A 15,930-nucleotide genomic window follows, 5' to 3' on the forward strand; every position below is an offset into this window, starting at 1 on the left:
TCGATACAACTAAATAAATAATAATTAAGAAAAAAATTGGATGAAAACAAAAAAAGAAAATCCATATAAAGAGGTCTTGACACAACTGATCGTCGATATTTTCGAAAAATCAGACAACAAGCCGCTCAACTATAAACAAGTGTCTTCTAAATTGAACCTCACAGATAACGACTCTAAAGTCGCTATCGCCGATATTTTACATGATAATGTAAGGAACGGGCTTTTTATTGAAGTAGATAGAGGCAAATTCAATCTGAAGCAACTCAAAGTGTATGTCACAGGGAAGGTAGATATGACCGCCGATGGTTCTGCTTATGTCATTCCTGATGACGAATTTGAAAACGACATTTATATTGCTCCACGTAAGCTGAGGCAGGCGCTACACGGCGATATCGTTAAGGTACATACTTTTGAAAAAAGAAAAGGTGGCCGTAAAAAAGAAGGTGAAGTGGTTGAAATCCTACAAAGGGCAAAGACCGATTTTACGGGAACCATCAGTATCTCCAATAATTTTGCATTTTTTATTGCCGACGATCGCAAGATGTTGCACGACATCTTCATTCCCTTGGATAACCTGAATGGTGCTAAGGATAAAGAAAAAGTAGTGGTTTCGATTATTGACTGGCCCAGCGGGAGCAAAAACCCTGTTGGGACGGTAAAACACGTTTTAGGCACCAAAGGAGAAAACAATACCGAGATGAATGCGATTTTGGCCGACTTTGGTTTTCCATTGGAATTCCCGAAAAAAGTGGAAGCCGAAGCCAATAATATTTCGGAAGAAATAAGCAACGAGGAAATCGCGAAAAGACGTGACTTTAGAAACGTGACGACCTTTACAATTGACCCCGCAGATGCAAAAGATTTCGATGATGCAATTTCATTTCAGAAACTGGAGAATGGCAATTATGAGATTGGTGTTCATATTGCTGATGTTTCCCATTTTGTGGTGCCTGATACAGAATTAGATAAAGAAGCATTCAGTCGCGGCACATCGGTTTATTTGGTAGACCGTGTTATTCCTATGCTTCCAGAGCGCCTTTCCAATGGTGTATGTTCCTTACGTCCACATGAAGATAAGCTGTGTTTTTCAGCCGTTTTCGAACTGGATGAGAAAGCTAATGTACACGATCAATGGTTTGGGCGCACAGTGATTCACTCGGATAGACGGTTTAGCTATGAAGAGGCGCAGGAGGTGATCGAGACGAGATCGGGTGATTTCAGCGAAGAGATTCTGAAATTAAATGAACTCGCTTATATCCTTCGGGAGCGGAAGTTTAAAAATGGTGCAATTGCATTTGAAAGTGAAGAGGTAAAATTCACGTTGGATGAAAATGGCAAACCTACGGGGGTGTACACCAAGGTCCGTAAAGATGCCCACAAACTGATTGAAGATTTTATGTTATTGGCGAATCGTAAGGTTGCTGAGTTTATCGGTAAGCAAGGGCGCGGAAAAAACAAGCTTACGTTTGTCTACCGTTTTCACGATGTGCCTAATCCAGAAACACTCACTACCTTCTCTCAATTTGCTGCACGGTTTGGCCATAAATTGACCATCAAGACTGATAAGGAAACGGCCAAATCTTTGAACGCTTTGATGACTAAAATAGAAGGCAGCAAAGAGCAAAACATGCTGACTTCGCTTGCCGTACGTTCGATGGCCAAGGCGATCTACACAACGAAGAAGACAAGCCACTATGGGTTGGCATTCGATTATTACACCCATTTTACCTCCCCTATCCGTCGTTATCCCGATGTGATGGTACACCGTCTATTACAGTTTTATTTAGATGGCGGCACGAAGGTCAATGCGGAGCATTATGAAAAGATGGCTGAGCATTCTTCGCAAATGGAGAAAAAAGCGGCTGAGGCAGAGCGTGCATCCATCAAATACAAACAAGCAGAATACTTGCAGGATCAGATTGGCACCGAATATACCGGTATTGTATCGGGCGTGACTGAATGGGGTATGTATGTGGAGATCGAAGAGAACAAATGTGAGGGTATGGTACGCTTGCGCGATATTACCGATGACTTTTACGTGCTTGACGAGAAAAACTATGCAATCATTGGACAACGGAAGAAAAAGAAATTCCAGTTGGGTGATGAGGTTCAGATCCGCGTGAAGAAAGTAGATCTGGATAAGAGGCAGATTGATTTTACGTTGTTGAGTTAAAAATAAATTTGCAATTATTGGTTCAATGTGCTTATCAAGCTTGTCTGATTGGATATGACAGAAAAAGCGGTATAGACTTTAGTCTATACCGCTTTTTCATTTGTATAAGAAATATTGAACTTATTGTTTCGTTCCTTCGAAAGTGAAAAAGACCTCAGTTGCACTTGTCTTTTCTCCCTGACAAAGAAGGGTTTTATTTTTAACATCAAACAAAAATGTCCCTTCAGGAGAAACGCCTGCTGTTTGAATTGATACGTTCATGTTATTGATAACCTTAAACTCCTTTGTCGGTATATTTAATGTTTTGTCTCCAATCTCAACCTTGAGGGTGTTGTCAGATACTTTTGTAACCGTCAATATTTTATCAAACATCGGTCCGTTTGTGTTTGATAAATCCAACTTTCCCTTATAAGTACCTACAGCAGCATCAATACTGCCACTTGTCGGAACGGTATTATCATCATCTTTCGAACATCCAACAAAAGCGAAGGTTACCAAAGCCAATACAACCGCATACATTAATTTCATTTTCATTTTCATAACTTGAATACTTTATCTGTTTTTACTAAATAATTTTATCCGTGTTTATCAAATGCTTTGCCAAACAGCACGCAAAAACATGCAGACTTAGCAATATACTTGGAAACAAGTAGAAAACTAATTTTTGACAAAACACTGTTATTAAGTGTAATATGCAGAGAAAATAAATATGAGACAGCCATTCGTCTAAAATCACTTTCGATTCAGGCTATACCAATTACTAGCTCATGACTGTCTATATTTCAGGACAAAGAGTTTAACATAGGAATAGGAGAGCGTAATGATGAATTAGTGGTCCTATTTCGAAAAAATAATCTAAATATTATACAGTAACTATTTCATATTCAAAAGGGAATCAGTATCTTTGCGAACTTAAAATAATTTAGGTACAAAATTTATAAACAAAAACAGGTAAATGCCTACTATTCAACAATTAGTTAGAAAAGGTAGAGTAGCTCTGGTTGATAAGAGTAAGTCACCAGCGTTGGACTCATGTCCACAGCGAAGAGGTGTATGTACACGTGTATATACTACTACCCCTAAAAAACCAAACTCAGCAATGCGTAAAGTAGCTCGTGTACGTTTAACAAACGGTAAAGAGGTCAACGCTTACATCCCTGGAGAAGGTCACAACTTACAAGAGCACTCGATCGTTTTGATCCGTGGTGGTCGTGTTAAGGATTTACCAGGTGTGCGTTACCACATCATCCGTGGTGCATTAGATACTTCAGGTGTAGCAGGTCGTAACCAACGTCGTTCAAAATACGGAACTAAGCGTCCTAAACCAGGACAAGCAGCTGCAGCTCCAGCAAAAGGTAAAAAGAAATAATTAAACGGAGGAAAGAAAAATGAGAAAATCAAAACCGAAAAAGAGAATCATTTTACCTGATCCAAAGTTTAACGACGTTCAGGTAACACGTTTCGTAAACAATATGATGGTAGATGGTAAAAAATCCATCGCTTATTCTATTTTTTACGATGCAGTAGAATTAGTAGAACAAAAAACACAAGAAAGCGGTTTAGAAGCTTGGAAAAAAGCTTTAAACAACGTTATGCCTGCTGTTGAAGTTAAATCACGTCGTGTGGGTGGTGCAAACTTCCAAGTTCCTATGGAGGTTCGTCCAGACCGTAAAATTGCTTTAGGTATGAAATGGTTAATTTCGTACGCTCGCAAACGTGGTGAAAAAACAATGTTCGAGAAATTAGCAGGAGAAATCATTTCAGCTTCTAAAGGTGAAGGTGCTGCTGTTAAGAAGAAAGAAGATACGCACAAAATGGCAGAAGCTAACAAAGCGTTCTCACACTTCAGATTCTAATTTTGAAGACATTCAAAAAAATATGATTACACCGACCTCCGATAAAAGAACAATCCTTTATCAAGGTCGGTGTACTTATTTAACATTACATTTAAACACATAAGGCCATTGTATGGCCAGTTGCTTAAAAATATTATGGCAAGAGATTTAAAATTCACTAGAAATATCGGTATCGCTGCTCACATCGATGCTGGTAAAACTACAACAACTGAGCGTATCCTTTATTACTCAGGTGTAAACCACAAAATTGGTGAAGTTCACGAAGGTGCTTCAACAATGGACTGGATGGAGCAAGAAGCTGAGCGTGGTATCACGATTACTTCTGCTGCTACAACCGTTTTCTGGAACTACCGTAACAACAAATACCAAGTAAACGTAATCGATACTCCTGGACACGTGGATTTCACGGTTGAGGTAAACCGTTCGTTACGTGTACTAGACGGATTAGTTTTCTTATTCTCTGCGGTTGATGGTGTTGAGCCTCAATCTGAGACTAACTGGAGACTAGCTGATGGATATAAAGTACCCCGTATTGGTTTTGTTAACAAAATGGACCGTTCAGGAGCTGACTTCTTGAAAGTTGTAAAACAAGTTAAAGATATGTTAGGTTCTGATGCAGTTGCTTTGCAATTGCCTATCGGTGCAGAAGATAGTTTTAAAGGTGTAGTTGACTTGATCAACAACCGTGGTATCGTTTGGAATGAGCATGATAAAGGAATGACTTTCACTGAAGTTCCTATTCCTGATGATATGTTGGAAGAAGTTGCTGAATACCGTGAGAAATTATTAGAAGCTGTTGCTGGTTATGATGAGACTTTGATGGAGAAATTCTTCGAAGATCCAGATTCATTGACTGAGCGTGAGATCTTAAATGCATTACGCGCTGCTGTATTGGATAACTCTATCGTTCCTATGGTGTGTGGTTCATCTTTCAAAAACAAAGGTGTTCAAACCATGTTGGATTTGGTGATGGAATTATTGCCTTCTCCTCTTGATGTAGAGGCTGTAAAAGGAACTAACCCTGATACAGGCGAAGAAATATTACGTAAACCATCTGTAAACGAACCATTCGCTGCTTTAGGTTTCAAAATCGCGACTGACCCATTTGTAGGTCGTCTATGTTTTATCCGTGCTTATTCTGGCAAGTTAGATGCAGGTTCTTATGTATTGAACACACGTTCAGGAAACAAAGAGCGTATCTCTCGTATCTTCCAGATGCACGCGAACAAACAAAACCCTATCCCTTTCATTGAGGCAGGTGATATCGGCGCTGTTGTAGGTTTCAAAGACATCAAAACTGGTGATACACTTTGTGACGAAAAAGCTCCTATCGTATTGGAGTCTATGACTTTCCCTGAGCCAGTAATTGGTTTGGCAATTGAGCCTAAAACTCAAGCTGACGTTGATAGATTAGGTATTGGTCTTGGTAAATTGGCTGAAGAGGATCCAACATTCGTTGTAAAAACTGACGAAGAAACTGGTCAAACAGTAATCTCTGGTATGGGTGAGCTTCACTTAGAGATCTTGATCGACCGTTTGAAACGTGAATTTAAAGTTGAGGTTAACCAAGGTGCTCCTCAAGTATCTTACAAAGAGTCTATCAATGGTACTACTGAGCACCGTGAAGTATTCAAAAAACAATCAGGTGGTCGTGGTAAATTCGCGGATATCAAAGTTGTTATCTCTCCAGCGGATGAAGATTTCGATTTAACAAAATCACCTCTTCAATTCGTTAATGAAATCGTAGGTGGTAAAATTCCTAAAGAATTTATCCCTTCAGTTCAAAAAGGATTTGAAACTTCAATGAAAAATGGTGTGTTAGCAGGTTTCCCATTATCAGGAATGAAAGTTCGTTTGATTGATGGTTCATTCCACGCTGTCGATTCAGATTCATTGTCTTTCGAATTAGCTGCTCGTCAAGCATACCGTGAAGGATTGCCTAAATGTTCTCCAGTGTTAATGGAACCAATCATGAAGATTGAGGTTTTAACACCTGAAGAAAACATGGGTGATGTAATGGGTGACTTAAACCGTCGTCGTGGTCAAATGCAAGGTTTGGATTCACGTAATGGTGTACAGGTAATCAAAGCATTGGTTCCACTTTCTGAAATGTTCGGTTACGTAACTCAATTACGTACAATCACTTCAGGTCGTGCAACATCTACAATGGAATTTGATCACTTTGAAGAAGCTCCTCGTAACGTTGCTGAAGAGGTGATTGCAAAATCAAAAGGTAAAATCAAAGGTTCTGTAGAATAATATAGACCGTAGATAGAGGAACAAAGATGGAGTACTATTGTAGATTGTCTTTGTTCTTTAATCAAATATTAAATAAACACCGATTGCTAGTTGTGAATAGCTCTAATTAGCAGTCATTTTAAATAAATAAAAATGAGCCAAAGAATCAGAATTAAATTGAAATCTTACGATTACAATTTGGTTGACAAATCAGCTGAAAAAATCGTAAAAACAGTAAAACCTACAGGTGCAGTTGTTAGTGGTCCTATTCCATTGCCTACTGAGAAAAAAATCTATACGGTATTACGTTCACCACACGTTAACAAAAAAGCACGTGAGCAATTCCAATTGTGTGCTTACAAAAGATTGTTGGATATCTATTCATCAAACGCTAAAACTGTTGACGCATTGATGAAACTTGAATTGCCTTCAGGTGTTGAAGTAGAAATCAAAGTGTGATAGATTTCAATCACTGAAAAAATAAAGGGCCTTTCGTAAGAAAAGCCCTTTTTTGTTGTTTATATTTTTTTGACTAGAATTGGTAACCGACGCCTACTGAGAATACGCGGTTTTTTAAGGATGCTCCACCAAAGGTTTCTTTAGCTGTATTCGTAAGTCCCAACCCATAGCCACCATTGATTAAAAAACCATTTGAAAGCTTGTATCCTCCAAGAAAATTTAAACCAGCATCAAATGTCTTAAAACCAGCATCACTAAAGCTACTACCCTCACTCAGATTTCCCTGTTTAGCTTTTGCATGTACTCCAATTCCGGCATAGGGGCCTGCTCCAATAAAAAAATTCCCAGAATAACCAGTAGGAATATTATAAACGAAATTTACGGGAATTTCTATATACATTAAATTTATTTTCACATTATCACCGTTACCACCTTCCAATACAAATTCATTAGGAAAAGTACCTCCTTTACCTTGCAAAGAAACGCCCGGCTGAATACTAAAATTATTTGCCAATGGCATATCTGCATAACCTGTAACATAAAACGACGTCGTAGAATTCGTTGAGATGCTGACATTACTAGCGGACATTTCAAGCTTAGCAAAGTTAACACCTGCCTTGAAACCATAAGAAGTCTGTGCTTTTGCGCCGGCAATAAAACATAATGCCGCAGCGATTGATAGTAATTTTCTTTTCATTAAAAATAAATTAAATAATGAACAAAAATACAACATAATTTAATTAAATACAATAAAATAGTAATCTCTGCAAGATATTCTAAAAAAATATTAGATAATAGGTCTACCACATGTTAACAAAAATGCATATAAGACATTCTTACCTATGTGCTCACAAAAGAATGTTGAAGATCACTTCGCCCTCCTATTATTTAAGGCATTACCGAAACCTGAGCTAACCTTATGCCTTGAAGTAGAAATCAATGTGCGATTGATTGCATTCAATGACAAAAAAGTGCGCTTCGTAATAAAAGCCTTTCTTTATCCAATCACAGTACCTGAAGTATCGGTACATTATAAAACACAAGGAAAACTCATTTATGACTTACCACAACTAGATTTGATAGCCAACTCCTATGGAAAATATACGGTTGTATGTATTGGATATATCACTCGTTCTGATATCTAAAAGGCCCAATGCGTACCCACCATTGACCGAAAAGCCATTTGCCAATTTAAATCCTGCCAAAAAATTTAACCCAGCGTCATACTTCTTCATCTCATTGCTATTTTGCGTAACTCCAAATTTGACTCTATCAACAGTCCCAGTAAACTTTTCTTTACCTGAGATAGCAATACTTGCATATGGTCCTCCACCTACAAAAAATTGGACAAAATTATTTTGAGGAAAGTAATACGCTAAATTTAAAGGAACTCCAAAATACTGTATCTTACGCCATCCATCCATCAAAATTTCATTACCTAGGGAACCTGTACTTATTTTGCTTCCTGTCTGCTGAAAAGCCAATCCAGGTTGCAAACTGAAACTATTGCTTAGTGGTAACTCTACATGCGCTTCAACGTGCAACCTTTTTATGGGCGGATAGGCAGAGCTACCATAATTTGAATAATTCACTTCTTTTGCGAAATTGACAGCTGTACGAAAGCCAAAAGACATTTGGGCTTTCAGCCCTACCGCGACCACAAGTGCTAATGTGGTCAATAACGTTTTTCTCATAAAATACTTTTGTTAACTATAAGCTCGTATAGTTCGCAAAAATAATATAAAAAAATATTATTCTATATCGCTATTAATATCTTTCAAGGGTGGAAGTTGTTTATGTAATGTTGCATACATATCGTTATAAACTTCATCTTTACTATCTTCTTCTCCCAGTAAAAATCCCCAGGGCTTAAGCTCTCTAATGCGATCCATCACAATCTTTACTATCGCCAAAATAGGAATGGCTAAAAACATCCCAGAAATACCCCATATCATCTCACCAATAATGATAGACAACATCGCAAACAATGAATTTACTTTAACTTTTGAACCCACGATTTTAGGGACGATAAAGTTGCTATCAATCATGTGTACAATAATCAACGCTAAGATGACCAAAACCACATGGGTCAACGATGATGTCGCGAAAGTAAGAATGGAAATAATAAGTATAGAGGAAAAAATACCGACATAGGGAAGTACATTGAACACCCCTGTAATCAATGCTAAAAGCAAACTATATTTGACACCAATCAATGACAAAACAATAAATACCAAAAGCGAGACTAAGCTCATCTGAATCAATAAACCAATAAGATACTTTTTCACCACATACTGTACCTGCTGTACCACATCGACCACAATGGGCCTGTCTTCGACACGATTGACAAATAGCAGAAACTTCACGATATGCCCTCTGTAGATGAGGAGGAAAAACGTATAAAGGAAAGTAAAAACAAATAATATAAACATGGAGGAAAGTGAAACCAATGCCGTTCCTAAAAACAGCGTACCAGAATCCACGGATTTCGAGGCCGTCTTATTGATAAATTCCATCTGCTCTTTGTGCCTTATGCCAAATTGTTCACTGACCCAGCTTTGCAGTTTGCTCGCACCATCCATGATCTGCTCTTTAAATGCTGGAAAATCTTCTTTCAGAAGTGTGAGCTGGGAAGCTAATAGAAAAAGCCCATACCCCAAAACTCCGAAAAATAATATTACACTTAAAATGCCCGCTAACGTCCGAGGGAAGCGTAGTTTACGTTCCATGAAATTGCTCAACGGTATCAAAAGTAAGGAGAATAGCAATCCCAGGATCATCGGGACAAGGATCGTATCGCCAATCTTTGCTAAATAACCTAACAGGAGAATACTAATAAGTACACAGGCCAACTTCACATAGAATGGTAAAATAAGAAATCTTTTCATACAGCTATCTTTTGCATAAAAATAACAATTTAGGTCGACTTAAGTTTAATGCATTAAAAAAGTCCCCACAACTGCAGGGACTCTTTCCTCATAATAAGTTTAAGTACTTATATTTCTTATAGTCCGAAACCGATACCAACGGACCAAACTCTGTTTTTAGCCGAACCAACATTAGGTGATAGGTTCGTCAAACCTAAACCATAACCAGCATTGATCTGAAATCCGTTGGTTAATTGATAACCGGCTAAGAAGTTCACACCAAAATCGGTACGCTTCATTTGGTCTCCTGAACCACTGCCAAACTTAATATCATCTTCCGTTGTAACACCGGCAAGAGTTTGCTTAGTTTTACCACTTAATCCAAAACCAACATATGGTCCTGCACCTACAAAGAAATTACCAGATGCACCAGTAGGAAATTTAGCTACTAAATTGACTGGAATATCCAAAGACATAACAGTTACTTTATTTTCACTTGAGCCTTCGCCGATGGATTCTTTTCCACCTTTATTTTGCAGGGATAATCCGGGCTGGATAGAAAACGTTGGTGAAATTGGTGCATCCAAATAACCTGTCACAAAAAATCCTGTGATAGATTTTGTACTACCATTGTCCATTGAATATTTAGGAATATTTACACCCGCACGTAATCCGTACCCCAATCCTCCTTGTGCAAATGCGCCCATTGATCCAAATAAAATTGCCGCAGATAATAATAATTTTTTCATGTTTCCCAATTTAATTACTTTGTTCTTTTTTCTTTTATTCTCATATATTTCCTGTATGAGATTTCTGACAACGTTGTTTGCAATATCTATTCCAAAATATATAATATGTTCATTTTCAAATTAAAAAAACAAAAAAAATCAAAAATCCTCCATTTACCAATGTCCTTTAAAAAAGACAATTGGTGGAGTAAATTTCACCTTACTATGTTGTTAATGATCATTTAAAAAGCCTTCGTAAAAAGCTGGATACCTTATTGAGGTAAAGCGGCTAAAAGTTCACTTTAAATTGTTAAACACATTTTCATCAACATGCGCTAGAGGCTACGTATTGAAAATACAAGCTTGGTTTTCAGAGCAATGCTTAAAAACTCAAAAGTTTTATCATAAAGATTTTTTAATTCCAATTATAAGTTTTATTTTTGCAGACCTTCAAAAGGAAAAAAATAGGGTCGGATGGCCGAGTGGCTAGGCTGAGGTCTGCAAAACCTCCTACAGCGGTTCGAATCCGCTTCCGACCTCGTTTTATTTTAAACAATAAAAATATTATCAAAATGGGAGTTACACGTTTAAAAAGAAAAGATAGAAGAAATAAAACTGTTTCACGTGTTGAAGTTCAGTTTTTGAAATTAGGAACTAACGTAGAGTTAGGTTCTAGATCAAAAATGAAAGCTAGCAACCAAATCGTTAAAAACGATGCTATCTTAAATCAATTAGCTTCAGAAGCTAAATAAGTAAGAAGAATTTAATAGCCTTTAAAGTATAACTTTAAAGGCTTTTTAATAGGTCCACCATTTGGTGGACTTTTTCTTTTGAGCTCATCCACTGTGCTTCATCCATTCCATTAACCTGTGTCTGCTTAAAACTCATCTCTGATACATGCAACTCTTTCGCCGAACTGTGTATCGCAACTGCACCCGTTTCTTTTAAAATGTGAATAATATTGGACGCGTCGACCCCCGCCCCCGGCATAATCACAATACGGCCATTGGCCTGTTGAACCAACTCCTTGAGTAATGAAACTCCAGCGAAAGCAGAATTTCTTAAACCTGATGTCAGAATACGATCTATCCCCATATCAATAACATCTTCTAAAGCACGGAAAGGATCTTCTACGCGATCAAAGGCGCGATGGAACGTAACGTGCATGGGGCGTGCAGCTTCAACCAACCGCAAGGTATTGACTTTATCGACCGTACCATCTGCATTCAGCATACCGATCACAACGCCATCCATCCCCAACTGCTTACATACTTCAATATCTGCAATCATTTCCAAAATCTCGGTCTCGGTATAAAGGAAATCACCTCCACGAGGTCTGATAAGCACATGAATACCAATGTTAACCAATTTTCGTACTAACTGTAGCTGTCCAAACGAAGGTGTAGTTCCCCCGTTTTCTAAATTTTGACAAAACTCTATGCGGGTTGCCCCACCCTTTTCGGCCTCCTTAGCAGACGCTACAGAATTTGAACAGATTTCTAATTGATAATTCCCAATCGCCTTTTCCTTCATTTGATTTTATTAAGCTATTTTTTGTTAACGCGAATAACGTAAAAAAATAGCAAATAACCTATGCTCTTCTCTGTATTAGACTAATACCAAGGTTAAGAAGAGTAAAACTAATGGTTACGCATGCAAGCAAATTAAAACATTAAAAACATTCTGCTTACGTATTTGTATTTACCTTACAGGTTTTTATTTAAACAGCTAAAAATCAATTGTATATCATTTCAAGTAGATTATCATGGCAATTGTATCGAAAAATATGGAGACCCAAGAGAAAATTATCAGCACTTTTGAAGAGCTCCAACAAGCTATTTATGACCTTAAGCATCAACTCGTTGAATATGAACTACTTTTCAATCAGGCGTGCAACAGACATATTGATTCTAATTTCCAAAAGGAATGGCTGCTGGATAGAATTTCTTCGCGCTACGATAGGATATCACTTCGCCACGATGTGATGCTGCTGGTTCGCGACACAATTTCTGCATTCCGGGATTTTGATGGGTATTTTCTTGATGTTAAGCAGTTACTACAGTCGATTGAATCATTGATGCTCAGCCATGCCGATGAGGAAGAATATGAAATTGCAGCTATTATCAAGAAATGGCATGAAAAATTTGCCGAAGCAATTTATTTCATAAGCGACTTCACTTATTAAGTCGCCGTTTTATTATACTTTTGCAGCATTGTAAAATATTGAGAAATGCGCAAACCTTCAGCTACTGTTGACTTACATACCGATGCCTTCCTTGATGATTGGGAAGATTATTCACCAGAGGAACTCTTACAGGAATCCATTGATTTTATGCGATCTAATCTAGACGCAGCTATTTATTGGGAAATGAACGAAATAAGGTTTATTCATGGTAAGGGAAAAGGATTGCTTAAAAAAATGGTTTTTGAAGAATTGAAGGAATATAAGGATAATGGGTCTATTGAACGTTATTATACATCCTACCAGAATGAAGATATTGTGGTCGTTGTCATAGGAATTTAAAAATGCCCCCAGAAAGTGTCTAACTTTTTGGGGGCAATGCAATTCAGGAAGCCTTAGTGTGATGTGCTGTTACTTAATTGCTGGTGTAATAATCACCTTACGGAATTCAACTGGGCCGTGATCCCCCTGGAAATAGATCGGCCCTGGCTCTGCCTCTTTGCTATCCAATGCACCACCAGTTATGCCTGGGATTTCTTGGTTACTGATCACTGTCTTTCCGTTTGCAACTACCGTTACGAGACGTCCAATAAGTGTAATATCGAATGTTTGCCATTGTCCGGCTCCTTTATTGACCATTTCATTTGCAGCTAAAAAGCCATATACCCCTGCGAAAAGCACCGCATTAGGATGCGCGTCTTTTGGGCTATCTTCTATCTGAACCTCATAACGGCCTCTTAAGTAGACACCACTATTACTTCCGGCTGGAATTTTAAATTCAACATGTAATTTAAAATCTTCAAATTTTTGCTCAGAGACCAAATTAGAACCAGATTGCGGGCTAGTCAAAATTCCGTTTTTCACCACCCACTGATTTGTCTTGCCTGTGGCTTTCCATCCGGTCAGATCCTTGCCGTTGAATAGCTGAATGGGCTTACCCCATTTGACTGCTGTGCTACGCTTCAGTTCTGGGGCGCGTGTACCTTTAAAACGATATGTTTTGCCATCCGGCTCTGTTATTGTTCCTTCCAAACCACCATTAACAATTTCGCCTTCTACACTCAAATTCATCTTACCACTCTCCCATTGCGGGGGGATGGAAAACTTAAACTTTCCTTTTTCGTAAAATACATGAGAAACCGGCCGGGCACTCCCAGAAGTACTCACATAGTGACCGACTAACGTTCTATAGCCTGACAATTTCACCTCTAACCAGGATGGTGCTGGTGTACCGTTGACATCCACTTCGATATCCCATCGCCCTATTAGCTCTTTACCCTCTACATCTTGTTGATAATGGAAAGACTCTCCGATTGAATGGGTAGCAAAGGTTACTTGCGGTAATGCACAAGAGGCCAAAATTCCTAAAAGAAATGCCGCTTTTCTGTTCATATTATTTATGTTTATATTCGAATTCACAGTAAATTTAAAGCAATTTAACTGTTTAGCGGCGGGTTTACAAGGATGTAGTGTTAAAAATAGACATAAAAAAAGCCCTAACTTTCGTTAGAGCTTTCTTAGTCGGGGTGGCAGGATTCGAACCTACGACCTCCACATCCCAAATGTGGCGCGATACCGGGCTACGCTACACCCCGAAAAGGTATCACCTTTGTTTTGTGTGGCACAAAAGTACATTAAATACAGCTATCTTTCAAGAATATTCTTCACAAAAAACTTAACAAACTGATTTATTGCAAAATAATTTATAAAAGATTTAACACCCCGATCAATTTCTGTATAAAAACTACTTTCACACCACCTAATTTGCCTAAAATAAATACACGAGCAAACGATTAAAACAGTGCTCGTTTAAAAAGCAGAATTGGTTAAACCTCCTACAGATTGAGCAATAGCATATCTTAAAGACTCGAGATCGTCACGCTGTACCAAAACGAAAAAAGCCCCAACTTTCGTTAGAGCTTTTTTTAGTCGGGGTGGCAGGATTCGAACCTATATCATAACCTAATTCACACTACTTTATTTACACCTGATTATTAACATATTATACAAATATTTTACTAACTTTACCTAACCTTACAAAGGTAATATATGGTAACATTAAGCATTTTTGTCCGAAATATGTCCGAGAAATATGAAAGTGAATTTTTATTTAGACAAGCCCTATAATCCCGAATTCAAGCCTGAAAAGATCAAACAGGAACTTTCTAAGGTGAACGGAAAAAAGAAAAATCTTGCTCCAAAATTCTGGAACCCATCCCCTACTGCCCTGTATCTTTTCTTTTCACCAGATAAGTCCTGCAGAATAAAATACAGAACTAATTACAAAATATTGTCCAAGAACTGGGATTTTGAAAAGGAAAGACTTAAAGCAAGCATCAGCGGAGCATTGGAATTTAATGTTGAACTGAACAACATCGCCAACCTTTGCACTCGTGAAGCGATGGGCAAAAAGGACAAAAACCAATTTTTATCAAAAGATGATTATCGGCAGATCATAAAGGACTGTATCGACAGAGATAATGCGGTAAATAACGAAATTTCCATTTCACAATTGAAAGCACAATTTCTTTCCTATAAAGCCAATTTTGTTAAAGAGGGTACTTTAAAAGAATATAGAACTGTGTTTAAAGGTTTGGAAGATTATGAACAACAGAATGGAACAAAGCTTATCCTAAGGGAATTGGATAGTAAATTTCTTGATCAATTCGAGGTGTTTCTAAGCAAGAAAAGGAACACAAATAACAATGAAAAAGTAGGCTTGTTGAATGACACCATCCACAAATACATATCCACGTTAAAGGTTTTCCTAAAGTGGTGCAATGACAATGATTATCTTGTACATCCCGATATCTTTAAGACACAAAAAACCAATTTCAAGAAAAAAGCATATAATGAGATCATAGCACTGTCCGAAAAAGAAATAGAAAAACTGATGAACCATGATCTTTCGGACAAACCCAGTATGGAAAGAGTCAGGGATCTATTTTGTTTGTTATGCTACACAGGACAGCGGTTCGAGGATCTGATCAATTTTGATCGAAATGATATCAAAAACAATGCTTGGGATTTTATTTCCATCAAAGTTAAGAAAAGAGTGATCGTTCCTTTCGAGGGGTACATAGCCCCTGCAAAAGATATTCTGGAACGCATCGACTATAATGTACCGAAAATATCAAACCAGAAGTTTAACGAGTACATAAAAACAGTGGGTAAACTTGCAGGAATGAACGAAACCATTAAGATCACCCGATATTCGGGAAAACAAAAACTGGTGATAGAAAAAAAGAAATATGATTTTTTGTCCAGTCATGTCGGCAGGAGATCAATGGTGACCAACCTACTGAGCAGAAACGTTCCAATTACGCTTGTGCAGAAACTTACGGGCCATTCCGATATACGGACTTTAATGAAATATGAATCGGCAAGCACAGATTCATTAATTGATGCACTAAATAAATTTTAAGAT

The 15,930-nt window shown here is 37.8% G+C and carries 16 protein-coding genes and 2 tRNA genes; 10 read left to right on the forward strand and 8 right to left on the reverse strand.

Going from position 1 to position 15,930, the window contains the following annotated elements; genetic code table 11:
* The first annotated feature begins 40 nt into the window (after positions 1 to 40).
* Positions 41 to 2,173, forward strand: coding sequence for a ribonuclease R (gene rnr / locus VXM68_RS01160; protein WP_367210207.1), 2,133 nt, complete (start codon positions 41 to 43; stop codon positions 2,171 to 2,173).
* A gap of 120 nt (positions 2,174 to 2,293) precedes the next feature.
* Here rnr and VXM68_RS01165 read toward each other — a convergent pair whose 3' ends face one another.
* Positions 2,294 to 2,707: a hypothetical protein gene (locus VXM68_RS01165; RefSeq protein ID WP_367210208.1), complete on the reverse strand. Its 414-nt coding sequence runs from the start codon at positions 2,705 to 2,707 to the stop codon at positions 2,294 to 2,296.
* A 421-nt stretch (positions 2,708 to 3,128) separates the two neighbouring features.
* Between VXM68_RS01165 and rpsL the strand changes: the two genes are divergently transcribed.
* The 4 genes from rpsL to rpsJ all read left to right on the forward strand — a co-directional run bounded on the left by rpsL (position 3,129) and on the right by rpsJ (position 6,726).
* Positions 3,129 to 3,542 carry a 30S ribosomal protein S12 gene (rpsL, locus tag VXM68_RS01170; protein ID WP_002993550.1) on the forward strand — a complete coding sequence of 138 codons (414 nt, stop codon included), beginning with the start codon at positions 3,129 to 3,131 and terminating at the stop codon, positions 3,540 to 3,542.
* Between the two features lie 19 nt (positions 3,543 to 3,561).
* Complete coding sequence (rpsG, locus tag VXM68_RS01175; RefSeq protein ID WP_046671863.1) at positions 3,562 to 4,029, forward strand: 30S ribosomal protein S7; 468 nt, start codon at positions 3,562 to 3,564, stop codon at positions 4,027 to 4,029.
* Between the two features lie 135 nt (positions 4,030 to 4,164).
* On the forward strand, positions 4,165 to 6,288 hold the full coding sequence (gene fusA / locus VXM68_RS01180) for an elongation factor G (protein ID WP_294347753.1): 2,124 nt from the start codon (positions 4,165 to 4,167) through the stop codon (positions 6,286 to 6,288).
* 132 nt (positions 6,289 to 6,420) lie between these two features.
* Complete coding sequence (gene rpsJ / locus VXM68_RS01185) at positions 6,421 to 6,726, forward strand: 30S ribosomal protein S10 (protein WP_028070501.1); 306 nt, start codon at positions 6,421 to 6,423, stop codon at positions 6,724 to 6,726.
* 73 nt (positions 6,727 to 6,799) lie between these two features.
* Here rpsJ and VXM68_RS01190 read toward each other — a convergent pair whose 3' ends face one another.
* From VXM68_RS01190 to VXM68_RS01205, 4 genes are all read right to left on the reverse strand, one after another.
* Positions 6,800 to 7,423 carry a porin family protein gene (locus VXM68_RS01190; RefSeq protein ID WP_367210209.1) on the reverse strand — a complete coding sequence of 208 codons (624 nt, stop codon included), beginning with the start codon at positions 7,421 to 7,423 and terminating at the stop codon, positions 6,800 to 6,802.
* A gap of 373 nt (positions 7,424 to 7,796) precedes the next feature.
* Positions 7,797 to 8,420, reverse strand: a complete 624-nt coding sequence (locus VXM68_RS01195; RefSeq protein WP_367210210.1) for a porin family protein — start codon at positions 8,418 to 8,420, stop codon at positions 7,797 to 7,799.
* 57 nt (positions 8,421 to 8,477) lie between these two features.
* Positions 8,478 to 9,614 (reverse strand): AI-2E family transporter, encoded by a 1,137-nt coding sequence (locus VXM68_RS01200; RefSeq protein WP_367210211.1) that lies wholly within the window; start codon positions 9,612 to 9,614, stop codon positions 8,478 to 8,480.
* A 116-nt stretch (positions 9,615 to 9,730) separates the two neighbouring features.
* Positions 9,731 to 10,342, reverse strand: a complete 612-nt coding sequence (locus tag VXM68_RS01205) for a porin family protein (protein WP_367210212.1) — start codon at positions 10,340 to 10,342, stop codon at positions 9,731 to 9,733.
* Between the two features lie 447 nt (positions 10,343 to 10,789).
* Between VXM68_RS01205 and VXM68_RS01210 the strand changes: the two genes are divergently transcribed.
* A tRNA-Cys gene (locus VXM68_RS01210) sits at positions 10,790 to 10,860 on the forward strand.
* Positions 10,861 to 10,893: 33 nt separating this feature from the next.
* Positions 10,894 to 11,073 (forward strand): hypothetical protein, encoded by a 180-nt coding sequence (locus VXM68_RS01215; RefSeq protein ID WP_046671880.1) that lies wholly within the window; start codon positions 10,894 to 10,896, stop codon positions 11,071 to 11,073.
* 34 nt (positions 11,074 to 11,107) lie between these two features.
* Here VXM68_RS01215 and VXM68_RS01220 read toward each other — a convergent pair whose 3' ends face one another.
* Positions 11,108 to 11,854 carry a copper homeostasis protein CutC gene (locus VXM68_RS01220; protein WP_294187435.1) on the reverse strand — a complete coding sequence of 249 codons (747 nt, stop codon included), beginning with the start codon at positions 11,852 to 11,854 and terminating at the stop codon, positions 11,108 to 11,110.
* 232 nt (positions 11,855 to 12,086) lie between these two features.
* On the opposite strand from VXM68_RS01220, the gene VXM68_RS01225 reads away from it, so the two are divergent.
* Together VXM68_RS01225 and VXM68_RS01230 are read left to right on the forward strand one after the other, a co-directional pair.
* Positions 12,087 to 12,506, forward strand: coding sequence for a hypothetical protein (locus VXM68_RS01225; RefSeq protein ID WP_367210213.1), 420 nt, complete (start codon positions 12,087 to 12,089; stop codon positions 12,504 to 12,506).
* A gap of 45 nt (positions 12,507 to 12,551) precedes the next feature.
* Positions 12,552 to 12,845 carry a Smr/MutS family protein gene (locus VXM68_RS01230; protein WP_293956596.1) on the forward strand — a complete coding sequence of 98 codons (294 nt, stop codon included), beginning with the start codon at positions 12,552 to 12,554 and terminating at the stop codon, positions 12,843 to 12,845.
* 69 nt (positions 12,846 to 12,914) lie between these two features.
* On the opposite strand, the gene VXM68_RS01235 is transcribed toward VXM68_RS01230, so the two are convergent.
* Positions 12,915 to 13,895, reverse strand: coding sequence for a DUF1080 domain-containing protein (locus tag VXM68_RS01235; protein WP_367210214.1), 981 nt, complete (start codon positions 13,893 to 13,895; stop codon positions 12,915 to 12,917).
* 129 nt (positions 13,896 to 14,024) lie between these two features.
* Positions 14,025 to 14,098 (reverse strand) — tRNA-Pro (locus VXM68_RS01240).
* A gap of 497 nt (positions 14,099 to 14,595) precedes the next feature.
* On the opposite strand from VXM68_RS01240, the gene VXM68_RS01245 reads away from it, so the two are divergent.
* Positions 14,596 to 15,927 (forward strand): tyrosine-type recombinase/integrase, encoded by a 1,332-nt coding sequence (locus VXM68_RS01245; RefSeq protein WP_367210215.1) that lies wholly within the window; start codon positions 14,596 to 14,598, stop codon positions 15,925 to 15,927.
* Positions 15,928 to 15,930: the final 3 nt, after the last annotated feature.

Origin of the sequence: Sphingobacterium sp. R2, assembly GCF_040760075.1 — a bacterium.
Lineage (GTDB): Bacteria > Bacteroidota > Bacteroidia > Sphingobacteriales > Sphingobacteriaceae > Sphingobacterium.

Excerpts from the sequence above, each read along its gene's own strand:
- VXM68_RS01215 (WP_046671880.1), top strand. The coding sequence starts at position 10,894 with ATGGGAGTTACACGTTTAAAAAGAAAAGATAGAAGAAATAAAACTGTT.
- rnr (WP_367210207.1), top strand. The coding sequence starts at position 41 with ATGAAAACAAAAAAAGAAAATCCATATAAAGAGGTCTTGACACAACTG.
- VXM68_RS01230 (WP_293956596.1), top strand. The coding sequence starts at position 12,552 with ATGCGCAAACCTTCAGCTACTGTTGACTTACATACCGATGCCTTCCTT.
- fusA (WP_294347753.1), top strand. The coding sequence starts at position 4,165 with ATGGCAAGAGATTTAAAATTCACTAGAAATATCGGTATCGCTGCTCAC.
- VXM68_RS01165 (WP_367210208.1), bottom strand. The coding sequence starts at position 2,707 with ATGAAAATGAAATTAATGTATGCGGTTGTATTGGCTTTGGTAACCTTC.
- VXM68_RS01225 (WP_367210213.1), top strand. The coding sequence starts at position 12,087 with ATGGCAATTGTATCGAAAAATATGGAGACCCAAGAGAAAATTATCAGC.
- VXM68_RS01220 (WP_294187435.1), bottom strand. The coding sequence starts at position 11,854 with ATGAAGGAAAAGGCGATTGGGAATTATCAATTAGAAATCTGTTCAAAT.
- VXM68_RS01200 (WP_367210211.1), bottom strand. The coding sequence starts at position 9,614 with ATGAAAAGATTTCTTATTTTACCATTCTATGTGAAGTTGGCCTGTGTA.
- rpsJ (WP_028070501.1), top strand. The coding sequence starts at position 6,421 with ATGAGCCAAAGAATCAGAATTAAATTGAAATCTTACGATTACAATTTG.
- rpsG (WP_046671863.1), top strand. The coding sequence starts at position 3,562 with ATGAGAAAATCAAAACCGAAAAAGAGAATCATTTTACCTGATCCAAAG.
- VXM68_RS01190 (WP_367210209.1), bottom strand. The coding sequence starts at position 7,423 with ATGAAAAGAAAATTACTATCAATCGCTGCGGCATTATGTTTTATTGCC.
- VXM68_RS01235 (WP_367210214.1), bottom strand. The coding sequence starts at position 13,895 with ATGAACAGAAAAGCGGCATTTCTTTTAGGAATTTTGGCCTCTTGTGCA.
- rpsL (WP_002993550.1), top strand. The coding sequence starts at position 3,129 with ATGCCTACTATTCAACAATTAGTTAGAAAAGGTAGAGTAGCTCTGGTT.
- VXM68_RS01205 (WP_367210212.1), bottom strand. The coding sequence starts at position 10,342 with ATGAAAAAATTATTATTATCTGCGGCAATTTTATTTGGATCAATGGGC.
- VXM68_RS01195 (WP_367210210.1), bottom strand. The coding sequence starts at position 8,420 with ATGAGAAAAACGTTATTGACCACATTAGCACTTGTGGTCGCGGTAGGG.
- VXM68_RS01245 (WP_367210215.1), top strand. The coding sequence starts at position 14,596 with ATGAAAGTGAATTTTTATTTAGACAAGCCCTATAATCCCGAATTCAAG.